At 68.5% G+C, this 12217-nt stretch carries 13 protein-coding genes; 5 read left to right on the top strand and 8 right to left on the bottom strand.

Annotated features, from left to right (window positions below):
- Positions 1-93: 93 nt before the first annotated feature.
- The 4 genes from JOD27_RS32930 to JOD27_RS32915 form a co-directional block, all read right to left on the bottom strand.
- Positions 94-588, bottom strand: a complete 495-nt coding sequence (locus JOD27_RS32930; protein WP_204766217.1) for a helix-turn-helix transcriptional regulator — start codon at positions 586-588, stop codon at positions 94-96.
- 161 nt (positions 589-749) lie between these two features.
- Positions 750-932, bottom strand: coding sequence for a hypothetical protein (locus JOD27_RS32925; protein WP_372441770.1), 183 nt, complete (start codon positions 930-932; stop codon positions 750-752).
- Between the two features lie 337 nt (positions 933-1269).
- Complete coding sequence (locus JOD27_RS32920; RefSeq protein ID WP_307830466.1) at positions 1270-2406, bottom strand: CaiB/BaiF CoA transferase family protein; 1137 nt, start codon at positions 2404-2406, stop codon at positions 1270-1272.
- Complete coding sequence (locus tag JOD27_RS32915; protein ID WP_239569994.1) at positions 2403-3539, bottom strand: acyl-CoA dehydrogenase family protein; 1137 nt, start codon at positions 3537-3539, stop codon at positions 2403-2405. Before JOD27_RS32915 ends, JOD27_RS32920 begins: the two co-directional genes overlap by 4 nt.
- Before the next feature lie 107 nt (positions 3540-3646).
- Here JOD27_RS32915 and JOD27_RS32910 point away from each other — a divergent pair, with 107 nt between their 5' ends.
- From JOD27_RS32910 to JOD27_RS32900, 3 genes are read left to right on the top strand one after another with little or no spacing between them, the layout of a single operon-like run.
- Positions 3647-4081 carry a GNAT family N-acetyltransferase gene (locus JOD27_RS32910; RefSeq protein WP_204766215.1) on the top strand — a complete coding sequence of 145 codons (435 nt, stop codon included), beginning with the start codon at positions 3647-3649 and terminating at the stop codon, positions 4079-4081.
- Between the two features lie 56 nt (positions 4082-4137).
- Positions 4138-5340, top strand: a complete 1203-nt coding sequence (locus JOD27_RS32905) for an acetyl-CoA C-acetyltransferase (RefSeq protein WP_204766214.1) — start codon at positions 4138-4140, stop codon at positions 5338-5340.
- 2 nt (positions 5341-5342) lie between these two features.
- Positions 5343-7385, top strand: a complete 2043-nt coding sequence (locus JOD27_RS32900) for a 3-hydroxyacyl-CoA dehydrogenase NAD-binding domain-containing protein (RefSeq protein WP_307830465.1) — start codon at positions 5343-5345, stop codon at positions 7383-7385.
- Here JOD27_RS32900 and JOD27_RS32895 read toward each other — a convergent pair.
- Both JOD27_RS32895 and JOD27_RS32890 read right to left on the bottom strand, forming a co-directional pair.
- On the bottom strand, positions 7382-8332 hold the full coding sequence (locus JOD27_RS32895) for an AraC family transcriptional regulator (protein ID WP_204766212.1): 951 nt from the start codon (positions 8330-8332) through the stop codon (positions 7382-7384). The genes JOD27_RS32900 and JOD27_RS32895 overlap by 4 nt on opposite strands.
- A 217-nt stretch (positions 8333-8549) precedes the next feature.
- Positions 8550-9074, bottom strand: a complete 525-nt coding sequence (locus JOD27_RS32890) for a DM13 domain-containing protein (protein ID WP_204766211.1) — start codon at positions 9072-9074, stop codon at positions 8550-8552.
- A gap of 61 nt (positions 9075-9135) precedes the next feature.
- Here JOD27_RS32890 and JOD27_RS32885 point away from each other — a divergent pair, with 61 nt between their 5' ends.
- Together JOD27_RS32885 and JOD27_RS32880 are read left to right on the top strand one after the other, a co-directional pair.
- A complete protein-coding gene (locus tag JOD27_RS32885; RefSeq protein ID WP_204766210.1) occupies positions 9136-9486 on the top strand; it encodes a hypothetical protein in 351 nt (116 codons plus the stop codon).
- Between the two features lie 138 nt (positions 9487-9624).
- On the top strand, positions 9625-10008 hold the full coding sequence (locus JOD27_RS32880; protein WP_204766209.1) for a hypothetical protein: 384 nt from the start codon (positions 9625-9627) through the stop codon (positions 10006-10008).
- Between the two features lie 9 nt (positions 10009-10017).
- Here the strand turns inward: JOD27_RS32880 and JOD27_RS32875 are convergent, their stop codons facing one another.
- Together JOD27_RS32875 and JOD27_RS32870 are read right to left on the bottom strand one after the other, a co-directional pair.
- Positions 10018-11046, bottom strand: a complete 1029-nt coding sequence (locus tag JOD27_RS32875; RefSeq protein WP_204766208.1) for a LacI family DNA-binding transcriptional regulator — start codon at positions 11044-11046, stop codon at positions 10018-10020.
- 75 nt (positions 11047-11121) lie between these two features.
- Positions 11122-12144, bottom strand: a complete 1023-nt coding sequence (locus JOD27_RS32870) for a GNAT family N-acetyltransferase (RefSeq protein ID WP_204766207.1) — start codon at positions 12142-12144, stop codon at positions 11122-11124.
- Positions 12145-12217 lie beyond the last annotated feature (73 nt).

The following is a 12217-nucleotide window of genomic DNA, read 5'->3' as shown; positions in this document are numbered from 1 at the left end:
CCCCTCGAACCACTTGGGTGAGGCCCCCGATCAGGAGGCCGCCCGTGAGGGATGAAACTCAGGGCTGCCGAATCCTCGACAGCCCGTTCACTACTACGCCACGCCGTCCCGGCGCTGCCTCTGCAGACGTGCGACACACCAGGCCGCGGCCGAGCCACGGCGGAGGTGCTGGAGAACCGTCATCGGTCCCAGGCGCCTCCCGAGGTCGGCAGGGGTCAGGCCCGCCGCGCGGTAGTCGAGCGCGCGCTGGTCCAACGGGCTGATGCCCGCGTCCCACCACTGCTCGGCCTCGCTGACGTCGCCGACCAGCTGCCAGTAGCTCGCCGCGGCAGCGAGCAGTGCCTCGGGTGCCTCCGGCGCCCGCTTGCGCATCGCGGCCACGTAGGCCGGATCCGCCGAGTCGACCTTGACCAAGCCGCGCGACCCGCCCTTGTTGCCTCCCCGCTGCACGGGGATGCCAGGCGCCGAGGGGGGAGCCTCCGCGAGCCACGCGTTCTTGATCCGGTTCACCTCCTGCATCTCTGCGTCATCAGACCGTTCAGCCGCCCACTGCTTCAACAGCTCGTGGACCCCGGAGTCCTCGACCATCCATGCCTCCTCGTCGGTCGGGGATCGGCCATTGCAGCGGAAGGTATTCGGTAGGTCTGACAATCGCCAGACCCTGAATCCCCAGAACACCCGTTACCAGTGCGTGATTGGCCTCATTCCACCCATCCGGTCCAACGCGAACGGCCGAGGATCACCCTGGGTCACCGGCTGATCGGGGCGGCCGTCCCGAAGAGGCTCCTGATGAAGGTGATGATCGACTCCGCGCCCTGACGCAGCCAGCCGAGTACCTGCTGGACCGCGGCTGCGGACTGCTCGGGCTGGGTGATCAGGAGGAACAGCACCAGCGCGACGCCCGCCAGCACTAGCACCTTCTTGAGGTTCACAGGTACCTCTCCGTCCATGTCGCTCACAGCTGAGGCGGCGGACCGCCCATGTCACCCGTCATGGTCCCTCATTCACCCGCAAGATGAACAACGACCACGCCCAACTGGTCCTAGGATCCACCAGCGGCGCACGCCTACACGACGGGGAATGTCACCCGAATGGCGGCTAAAGAGGGCCAGATCCAGCGCCGATGTCCTGGTCACGAGGTGAACACGGACACCCTCGCATCCCACAGCTTGGACCAGACACTGTTGCACCGAGCCTCACCCGGATGCCGACCCACCGGCATCACGCTCTGTCACCCCGCCGTGTCCTTATTAATGCGCACCCGAGCATTCATCCAATTACTCCTGCCCGCTGCAGTTCCATAATTTGGGCATCCGCCACACCCATGTCGGCAAGCACTTCCCGAGTGTTCGCTCCGGTCGAAACCGGAGGCGTCGGAACGGACGTCGGAGTGCGGCCGAACCGGGGAGCGGGCGCCGGGTGCAGCGCGCCGGAGACGTCGACGAACGTGCCACGTGCCTCGTTGTACGGGTGCCGCGCCGCCTCGGAGGGCGTCAGCACCGGCGCCAGGCACGCGTCCGTGTCCCGGGCGAGGTCGGCCCACTCGTCACGGGTCCTGGTCTTGATCGCCGCCGCGATGCGTTCGCGCAGCTCAGGCCAGTTCGCCGGGTCGTTGCGCGACGGTGCGTCCTCCAGTCCCAGCACGCGTACCAGGTCGGCGTAGAACTTCTCCTCCAGCGCACCGATGGCCACGAACCGCCCGTCCGCGGCCTCGTAGACGTCGTAGAACGGCACACCGCCGTCGAGCATGTTCTCACCGCGCGCACCGGACCACATGCCCGCGTTCTTCATCCCGTGCAGGAACGTCGTCAGCAACGCCGCGCCGTCGACCATGGCCGCGTCCACGACCTGACCGCGCCCCGAGCGTTCCCTTTCATACAGTGCCGCGAGCACGCCGAGGGCGAGCAGCAGCCCTCCCCCGCCGAAGTCGCCGAGGAGGTTGATCGGGAACGACGGCGGCCCGCCGGCTCGTCCGAGAGGCTCCAACGCGCCGGCGACCGCGATGTAGTTGATGTCGTGTCCGGCCCGGTCGGCGAGCGGTCCGTCCTGGCCCCAGCCCGTCATGCGCCCGTAGATGAGGCGCGGGTTGCGGGCGAGGCACTGCGCCGGCCCGATGCCCAGGCGTTCGGTCACGCCCGGCCGGAAGCCCTCCACCAGCACGTCCGACCGCTCCACCAGCCGCAGCACCAGCTCGGCACCCTCCGGCTTGCGGGTGTCGATCGCGACCGACCGCCTGTTGCGTCCCAGGAAGTCACCGGGGACCGTCGAGCGGCTCCCCGGTTTGTGCACCTGGATCACGTCCGCGCCGAGGTCGGCGAGCACCATGCAGCCGAACGGCGCGGGCGCGAGACCCGCGAGCTCGATGACGCGAAGTCCCGCCAGCGGCCCGCTCCCGGAAATAGTCACAGGGACCTCGCGATGATTTCCTTCATGATCTCGTTCGTGCCGCCGAAGATCCGCTGCACACGGGCGTCGGACCAGGCACGCGCGATCGGGTACTCGTTCATGTAGCCGTAGCCGCCGAAGAGCTGCACGCACTCGTCGACGACCTTGCCCAACCGGTCACTGGCCCACCACTTGGCCATCGCCGCGGTCGGCACGTCGAGCTCGCCGCGCAGGTGCTTCTCGATGCACTCGTCGATGAACGCCCTGGTCACGGCCGCTTCGGTGGCGCACTCGGCGAGCTTGAACCTGGTGTTCTGGAACTTCATCAGCTCCTTGCCGAACGCGGTGCGCTCCTTCACGTACTTCAGCGTCACGTCGACGGCCGCCTCGATGCCCGCGATGCAGCAGACGCCGATGATCAGGCGTTCCTGCGGCAGCTGCTGCATGAGCTGGACGAACCCGAGGCCCTCGGTCTCGCCCAGCAGGTTCCCGACGGGCACGCGGACGTCGTCGAAGAACAGTTCCGCGGTGTCCTGGCCCTTCATGCCGACCTTGTCGAGCACGCGGCCGCGGCGGATGTCGTTCTCCACGACGATCAGCGAGATGCCCTGGGCGCCCTGCGACGGGTCGGTCTTCGCCACCACGATCACCAGGTCGGCGTGCACGCCGTTCGTGATGAACGTCTTCGAGCCGTTGATGACGTACTCGTCGCCGTCCCTGACGGCCTTCGTGCGGATGCCCTGGAGGTCGGAGCCCGCGCCGGGTTCGGTCATCGCGATCGCGCCGACGTACTCGCCGGACGCGAGCTTGGGCAGCCAGCGCAGCTTCTGGTCCTCGGAGCCGTAGGAGTTGAGGTAGTGGGCGACGATCCCGCTGTGGACGCTGTTGCCCCACGAGCTGTCACCGGCTCGCGCCTGCTCCTCGAGCAGCACGGCCTCGTGTGCGAACGTACCGCCGCCGCCTCCGTACTCCTCGGGAATGCTCAGGCACAGCAGCCCCAGGTCGCCGGCCTTGCGCCACAGGTCGCGGTCGACCTGCTTCTGCTCGGCGAAGCGATCCTGGTGCGGCGCGACCTCCTTCTCCATGAACGTGCGGGCCAGCCGGCGCAACTGGTCCAGGTCGCTGTCCATCCACCGCGATCGACGCTCTGCCATGCCTTCCACGAAACCACCGGGCGGTGATCCACGCCATGACCGGCGCGCCAGGCCGTCACCCGAAAAACTGAGCGAAAAAACCACCTCGGTCGGCCAGACTGCTCGATGTGCGGATCCACCAGATCACGCCGGACGAGTGGCGGCTGTGGCGCGACATCCGGCTGGAGGCGCTGGCGAGCGACCCCGCGGAGTTCGGCTCGACGCTGGCCCGTGAGCAGGAGTACGGCGAGAACGAGTGGCGCGAGCGCATCGTCGGAGGCCTGAACCTCGTCGCGCTGGACCCCGGCCCCGTCGGCCTGGTGGGCGCCACCTCGAAACCCGGCGACCTCCACCTCTACTCGATGTGGGTGCGGGACTCCCATCGCGGCAGAGGTGTCGGAGAAGCGCTGGTCAAGGCCGTGCTCGCGTGGGCAGCCGAGGAAGGCTGGAAGGTCGTGCGGCTGCGCGTCTGGGAGCACAACCTGCCCGCACGGAGGCTTTACGAGCGGCTCGGGTTCGTCGAGTCGGACCAGCCGGAACACATGGAGTTCCGCGTGAGCTAATCGGTCACCCTTCACGGTCATGGCGAGCCCGAGAAGCCGGGCCTAGCGTGGGTGCCATGAGCGAAGCCTTGATCTTCGACGCGGTGCGCACGCCGCGCGGCAAGGGGAAGCGCGGGTCGCTGCACAGCGTCAAGCCCGTCGCGCTGGCCGCCGGTGTGCTGCGCGCGCTGTCCGAACGCAACTCCCTCGACACCTCCGTGGTGGACGACGTCGTGTTCGGCGTCGTGTCACCGCTCGGCGAGCAGGGCGGTGACATCGCGAGGACCGCGGTGCTCGCGGCCGGGTGGGACCAGCGGCCGGCGGGTGTCCAGCTCAACCGGTTCTGCGCGTCCGGCCTGGAGTCGGTCAACCTCGCGGCCGCGAAGGTCGCCTCCGGGTTCGAGGATCTGGTGGTCGCGGGCGGCGTCGAGTCGATGTCGCGCGTGCCGATGGGGTCCGACGGCGGTGCGTGGGCGATCGACCCGCAGACGAACTTCGACCTGTCGTTCGTGCCCCAGGGCGTGTCGGCCGACCTGATCGCGACGTTGGAGGGCTTCTCGCGCACGGACGTCGACGCGTGGGCCGCACGGTCGCACGCCCGCGCGTTCGAGGCGCAGAAGAACGGCTTCTTCGAGCGATCCGTCGTGCCGGTCGTCGACCAGAACGGCACCGTCGTGCTGAAGGAGGACGAGACGATCCGGCCCGAGTCCACTGTGGAGTCGCTGGGCACGTTGAAGCCCAGCTTCCAGTTCCACGGCGACCTCGGCTACGACACGGTGGCGATCGACCGCTACCCCACCGTCGAGCGCATCAACCACGTGCACACGCCGGGCAACTCGTCGCAGATCGTCGACGGCGCCGCGGCCATGCTGATCGGATCCGAGGCCGCCGGGCGGTCGCTCGGGCTCACGCCGCGTGCCCGGATCGTGTCCGTTGCCGTGGTGGGAACCGAGCCGACGATCATGCTCACCGGGCCGGCGCCGTCCGCGCGCAAGGCGTTGGACAAGGCGGGGCTCTCGGTCGAGGACATCGACCTGTTCGAGGTCAACGAGGCGTTCTCGTCGGTCGTGCTGAAGTTCCTGCGCGACATGAACATTCCCGAGGACAAGGTCAACGTCAACGGCGGCGCGATCGCGCTCGGCCACCCGCTCGGCGCGACCGGCTGCATGATCCTGGGAACGCTGCTGGACGAGCTGGAGCGCCGGGACCTGCGCCGCGGTCTCGCCACGCTGTGCGTGGGTGGCGGCATGGGTATCGCGACGATCATCGAGAGGGTCTGACTGTGTCTAGTTCTTCGGGCACGTTCCACTACGAGAAGGACGCTGACGGCATCGTCACCCTGACGATGGACATGTCCGGCTCCGCCAACGTCATGAACCTCGAGTACCGGGATCTGATGAACGAGGCGCTCTCCCGGCTGGAGGGCGACGAGATCACCGGTGTGATCATCACGTCGGCCAAGAAGACGTTCTTCGCCGGTGGCGACCTGAACGTGCTGATCTCGATCACGCCGGAGAACGCCTCCGAGGCACTGGACGGCGTCGAGGAGGTCAAGTCGCAGCTGCGACGGTTCGAGAAGCTCGGCAAGCCGGTCGTGGCGGCGATCAACGGTTCCGCGCTCGGCGGCGGGTTCGAGATCGCGCTGGCCGCGCACCGCCGGATCGTCCTGAACGACAACGGCATCCGGCTCGGCCTGCCCGAGGCGACGCTGGGCCTGCTGCCCGGCGGCGGTGGCGTGACGCGCATGGTGCGGCTGCTCGGTGTGCAGAAGGCGTTGCCGTTGCTCATGGAGGGCAAGCAGCTGCGGCCGGAACGCGCGCTGCAGGCCGGAATCGTGCACCAGCTCGTGGAGACGCGCGAGGAACTGCTGTCCGAGGCGCGCGAGTGGATCAAGGCGAACCCGGCGCCAGTGCAGCCGTGGGACGTGCCGGGCGCCGGTGTGCCGGACCTGAAGTTCGGTGACCCCAACAGCTACGGCGTTCTCGCCGCAGCACCCGCCGTGCTGAGCAAGAAGTCGCACGGTACCTACCCGGCGCCGGAGAAGATCATGGCGGCGGCCGTCGAGGGTGCCTACGTCGACTTCGACACGGCGCTGAAGATCGAGGGCCGCTACTTCGTGGAACTGGCCGCCGGTCAGGTTTCCAAGAACATGATCACGGCGTTCTGGTTCAACCTCAACGAGGTCAACGGCCGCGCGTCGTCGTCGGGCAAGCGCGTGACGAAGCTGGGCGTGCTGGGCGCGGGAATGATGGGCGCCGGAATCGCCGAGGTGTCCGCGAAAGCCGGCATCGAGGTCGTCCTGAAGGACGTGACCCTCGAAGCCGCCCAGAAGGGCGCTGGGGGCCTGGAAGGCATCACGCCGACGGACTCCGACGACGACCTCGTGGGCTGCGACCTGATCATCGAGGCGGTGTTCGAGAACCGCGAGCTGAAGAACAAGGTGCTGGCGGCAGCGGAAGCACAGGCGCTGCCGGACGCGGTGATCGCGTCAAACACGTCGACGCTGCCGATCACCGGGCTCGCCACGGCGGTTCCGGACGCCGAGCGGTTCATCGGCCTGCACTTCTTCTCGCCCGTGCCGAAGATGCGGCTGGTCGAGATCATCCGCGGCGAGAAGACGTCCGAGGAGACGTTGCAGCGGGCGCTCGACTACGTGCGGCAGATCGGGAAGACGCCGATCGTGGTGAACGACTCGCGCGGCTTCTACACGTCGCGGACCTTCGGCACGTACGTGATCGAGGCGATCATGATGCTGTCCGAGGGCGTGGCGCCCGCGCTGATCGAGAACGTGGCCCGCAAGGCCGGCATGGCGGTTGGGCCGCTGGCCGTGTCGGACGAGGTGACGCTGTCGTTGCAGCTGAAGATCCACGACCAGACGCTCGCGGACGACCCGTCGCTGGTGTCGGACAGCGCGGCCCACGACCTGATCCGCGAGATGGTGTCGTTGGGCCGCACCGGAAAGTCCGGCGGGGCGGGGTTCTACGAGTACCCCGAGGGCGGCAGGAAGTTCCTGTGGCCCGAGCTCACGACGCGGTACGCGAAGGCCGACGCCGGGGTGTCCGAACAGGACGTGCGGGACCGGCTGCTGTTCGTGCAGGCGCTGGAAACCGTGCGGTGCCTCGACGAGGGCGTGCTGACGTCGGTGGCGGACGCGAACATCGGCTCGATCTTCGGGTTCGGGTTCGCGCCGTGGAGCGGCGGCACGTTGCAGTTCATCAACTCCTACGGCGTGCAGGCGTTCGTGGAGCGGGCGGACTACCTCGCGGACACGTACGGGGAGCGGTTCCGGCCGCCTGCCTCACTGCGGGAGCGCGACAAGTTCTAAGCACGGTAGGAGCCGGGCGATGACCCGGTCCACCTCCTGAAGGCCCGGTGGAAGGCGCTCGCCTCGGAGAACCCGAGGCGCAGCGCCAACTCCTCCACCGACTCCCCTCCTCGCACGAGTGACGCCACCGCCTGGTCGCGCAGGAGTTGCTCGCGCACCTCGCGGAACGATGTGCCTTCCGCGGCCAACCGTCGGCGCAACGTCGGAGCGCTCACCCCGAGACGGGCCGCGACGGCCTCCAGTCCGCTCACGCCGCTCCCGAGCAGCCGCCGCACGTGCCCGGCCGTGTCGGCGCCGTAGTCCCTGCGTGACAACAACTCCGCGGGCGAGTACCGCAGGAACCTGCGCAGCCCCGCTTCGTCCTGCACGACCGGCATGCGCAGGAACTTCCGGTCGAACGAGATGGCGGTGGCGGGTGCGTCGAACGTCAGCGGGCAGCCGAAGATCAGGTGGTACTCGGCGGCGTGTGCCGGTTCCGGATACGCGAACTCGGCTTCGCGCAGGGGAATGCGGCGGCCGATGAGCCACGACGAGAAGCGGTGCCACAGCACGAGCAGCGACTCGGTCAGGAAGTGGTCGGGATCGCCGGGGACGTGCAACGAGAAGCGGCCGTCGTCCAGCGAGAGTTCCAGCGGTTCGTCGAACAGGGCGTAGAACGCGAGGCCGCGTCTCAGCGCCGACTCGAGGTCCGGGCAGTGGACGGCGAGCAGGCACATCATCGCGAACGTTCCGCGCTTCGACGGGCGCGGGCCGAAGCCCATGAACTCGTCGTCGAGGACTTCCCAGAGGGTCTGGATCAGCTTCGTGTACTGCGCGGGCGTGACACGGGCGCGGTCGTCGGACAACAGGCTCGGCGGGATGCCCGCGCCGGCGAGGACCTCGGACGGCGACGGGCAGGCGCGCAGTGCCGCGCGCACATAATGGATCGCCACGGTCCTGGTGTGCACGAACCACACTAGAACGCCACCGGCGGTGACGCGGCTCCGGGGAGAGTTGGAGTCGCGTCACCGCCGATGAAGGCCCACCCAGTGAGCCGTGCTCCTCACCAACAGGGCTTCCGCACGCCCACTGGCAAGGGACGATGTTGCGTCCTTACCATCGACGCTATGTGGTCTAGACCAGGAAAGTCAATAGTGCGAAGAGAGCAGGTCCTGATCTGATGTTTCAGGCTTGTTCCAGCGGTGCTACCGCGAACCCCGCGGAGAACCGCTGACACCAGATCACCACGCTCCGAATGGACGACACGTCCACACCGGCCGGGATTTCGTACACCTGGTCGCCACGATTTCCCTTGAGCTTGCCGAGACTGGTGAATCCTTCACCGAACGTTTTCTCGGCCGAGCTCGACGGGTGCGGCGACAGGTAGACGTACAGGTCAGGGCCATCGCTGGTGTTCAAGGACGCGAACTGCACGGAATGCTTGCCGCCGGGCAGTTCGATCAGGCTCGCCCTACCGGTGGTGGCGTGTTCGAGTGAGCGCCACTCACCCGTCGCGACCTCCTTCGGCGTTTCCGCGGGCTTCTCCGCACTGGTCTGCACGCTCGTCGTGACCGGCGCCGAGGGCACGAGCAGCGCATCGTGGGTTTCGCGAACCGTGAGCAGCCGCCACGGCTGGAACAGGTACAACCCGATCCCGAGGGCGACGACGACCACGACTGCGACGGGGATCAGAAATCGGCGATGCGGCATACCGAAAATCCTGGCTCAAACCGGACCGAAAAGAGCTTACGGAGTTGTTAGGGTCCCTGCCGTGGCGACGCAGGCGAGGATCGGCCAGGCCGTGCTCGGTGTCCTGATGGTCGGCTGCGCTCTGACGGGCCTGTTCCCCAGACCTGTGCCGTTGCTCTTCGCCGTCGCCGCGGTCGGCACGGCCAACGCGGCGTTCCCGTTGATGCGCACGTTCGGCTCGGCGCTGCTGGGCGGCGTGGCGGCGGCGTCGATCGCCCTGTCGTCGGTCCCGTTCGTCACCTGCTCCTCGGAACGCTTCACCGAGGTGTTCACCTGCACGGGTGACGCTCCGACGTGGCATCTGACCGGAACCGTGCTGGTGGCAGGCCTTTCCGGGGCCAGTTTGGTGCTCGCCCGGATCACAGATCAGTGACGGCGATCACTCAACCGGAGGCGTAAGGACGCCGATAAGGCAAGGAGGTGAGCGTTCTCCTGCGCCTGGCCCAGCCGGTAATCTGCCGTTGAGCGTGATCGCCTTGCTTCCAATCGTGAGCAGTTGAGGAGGACCGCTGTGCGTGCACTGTGGGCCGCAGGTGGCTCCGCCGTGCTCGGGTCCGCGTTGCTCGGCGTGCTGGTGGGAGTGGCGATCCACGCCGCCGGTGAGGACGATCCGCTGAGCCCGACACCCGCGTCCACGTGGATCAAGTCCACGGCGACCACCCCGTCGAGCTCCGTCGAGAGCACGACCCCCGAGAGCAGCGCGCCGTCGAGCTCCAGCGCGGCGCCGAGCACGCAGCAGACGATCAGGAGGACGACGACCCCGCCGCCTGCCGTGGTCAACACGGCACCGCCGCCACCGCCCGCGACCACGACGAGAACCACGACGTCGCCAGGGTGGCCGTGCAGCCCTCTCAACCCGCTGCCGCCACCAAGCTGCAAGAACTTCGGCGACTAGCGCCGTTGATCAGGCCGACTCGCGGCGCACCAGCACCGTCGGGAGCATCTGCTTCTTCGTCTTGACGGTCTCGTCGCGCAGCAGCTTCATCAGGTGCGCGACCATGTGCTTGACCTGCTCGTCCGAGTCCTGCCGCACCGACGTGAGCGGCGGCGAGGTGTGCTCGGCGATCGTCACGTGGTCGTCGAAGCCGACGACCGCGACGTCCTGCGGCACCCGCTTTCCGGCCTCCTGCAACGTCTCCAGCGCACCGGCGGCCATGAGGTCGGACGCGACGAACACCGCGTCGAGGGACGGCACCTTCGCGAGCAGCGCGGCCATCGCCTTGCGGCCGCCCTCACGGGTGAAGCCGCCGTCCTCGGTGACCTTCGCGGCACCCTTGTCGTCGAGGCCCAGCGCGGACTTGAAGCCGTTCAGCCGGTCGATCGCGGACAACTCGTCCAACGGGCCCGACACGTGCACGATCTTCTTGCGGCCGAGCGACTTCAGGTGCTCGGTGGCGAGCACGGCGCCACCCTCGTTGTCGTTGTCGACGAGGTGCATGCCGCGCAACGAGCCCCACGGCTTGCCGGCGTAGACGACCGGCAGCGGCAGCTTCTTCACGATCGACACGAGCTCGTCGTTGCGGTGCGGTGCGAACACCAGTGCGCCGTCGACGTGGCCGCCGGCGAGGAAGCGGTGGGCGCGGGCCTGGTCGTCCGGCGAGTGCACCAGCATGAGGACCATCTGCACGTCGACGTCCGCGAGAGCACGCGCGCCCGCGCGGATCAGGCGGGCGAAGTGCGGGTCGTCGAAGATCTTGGGTTCCGGCTCGGAGAACACCACGGCCACGGCGCCGGTGCGCCGCGTCACCAACGCGCGAGCGGCGCGGTTGGGCTGATAGCCCAGGGCGAGCACCGCGGCGTTGACCGCTTCCAGAGCCTCTGGGCTGACCCGCGGCGACGCGTTCAGCACTCGTGACGCCGTGGCGCGGGAGACCCCGGCCCTCGCGGCCACGTCCTCCAACGTCGGACGCGTGTGGATGGACACGAGCACCACCACTCCTCGATGAAAACCTTTGAGTCGCAGGTCAGCTTAGCCGCAAGCGATCTCCGAGGAGGGTTTACGCGCTGTTCATCGTGTTTTTTCAGCAACAACCGTCGTGATTGGCGTCGAAAGTGCACTGCCGCGTGGCGCAATGGATACGCGCAGCAACCCGTCCTCCCGGCGAGTCGTGGTGTCCAAGCCCGCCCGTGCGGCCGTCCGCACCAGCGAGGTCTCCGACGGCAGGCACCACGCCACGAGCTCCTGGAACCCCGCGGCACGGGCGTCCGCCGCGAGCGCGCCGAGCAGTGCCGTGCCCACGCCCCGGCGCTGCCAGGTGTCCTCGACCAGCAGCGACACCTCGGCGCTCGTCGGCGTGCCGGTGTGCAGGAGCTGCCCGAGCGCCACGACCTGGTCCGCGCACTGGGCGAGGATCGTGGTGCCACGCGGCGGGTTCAGCAGCCGGTGCAGCCAGCGGCGCGGCACCGTGCGCATGCCGGAGTGGTAGCGGTTGAACAACGTCTTCATCGAGCACCGGGTGTGCAGGCCGGCGACGGCGTCCTCGTCCTCGCTGGTGCCGGGGCGCAGGACCAGCGCCACGCCGTCATCGCTGAGCATTCCGCGCATGGTGGGCGCCGGTGTGTCGAGCAGGTCGAGCAACGCCTGGCCGCGAGCCAGTTCGACCTGGGTGAACGACGACCAGCCGCGCCGTGCCGCCAGGTCGCCGAGCTGGACCTGGCCGTCAGCGGCCTCGCCGTGCGTCACCGCGTCGGCCGACAGCACCTGGCGCAGGGCCTCTGCCGTGCGCGACGGGTCGGAGAGCGCCATCCGGGCGGCGCGCAGGACCGCCGTCGGTTCGTCGACGAGGTCTCGCACGTCGGCACGGGTGATGCCCACGCACTTGCCGCCCTCGGTGCGGATGGCTTCGATGAGGTCGGCGGGCAGCACGCCGGGAGCGGCCTGCACCACGATCTCGTCCAGAACACCACCGGGCACCGGGATCACCTGCAACGCGAGGACGTTGCAGTCCGCGGAGGCGAGCCGGACCGTGACGCGGGCGAGCGCGCCGGGGCTGTCGCTGAGTTCGATGCGCATGCGCCAAGTCGTGGTCATGCGTCCAGAGTTCCCGCGACCTGTTGCCTCGGTGCGAACTGCGGGTAAAACGATCCAGGTCACACATTAGGGT

It is taken from the genome of Lentzea nigeriaca (genome assembly GCF_016907955.1).
Classification (GTDB): Bacteria; Actinomycetota; Actinomycetes; order Mycobacteriales; family Pseudonocardiaceae; genus Lentzea; species Lentzea nigeriaca.
The sequence above is the reverse complement of the archived record's forward strand: the minus strand, read 5'-3'. Positions and strand labels throughout refer to the sequence as shown.

Coding starts and splice junctions, on each gene's coding strand:
- JOD27_RS32930 (WP_204766217.1), bottom strand. CDS start 588: ATGGTCGAGGACTCCGGGGTCCACGAGCTGTTGAAGCAGTGGGCGGCT.
- JOD27_RS32890 (WP_204766211.1), bottom strand. CDS start 9,074: ATGCCGCATCGCCGATTTCTGATCCCCGTCGCAGTCGTGGTCGTCGTC.
- JOD27_RS32905 (WP_204766214.1), top strand. CDS start 4,138: ATGAGCGAAGCCTTGATCTTCGACGCGGTGCGCACGCCGCGCGGCAAG.
- JOD27_RS32915 (WP_239569994.1), bottom strand. CDS start 3,539: ATGGCAGAGCGTCGATCGCGGTGGATGGACAGCGACCTGGACCAGTTG.
- JOD27_RS32870 (WP_204766207.1), bottom strand. CDS start 12,144: ATGACCACGACTTGGCGCATGCGCATCGAACTCAGCGACAGCCCCGGC.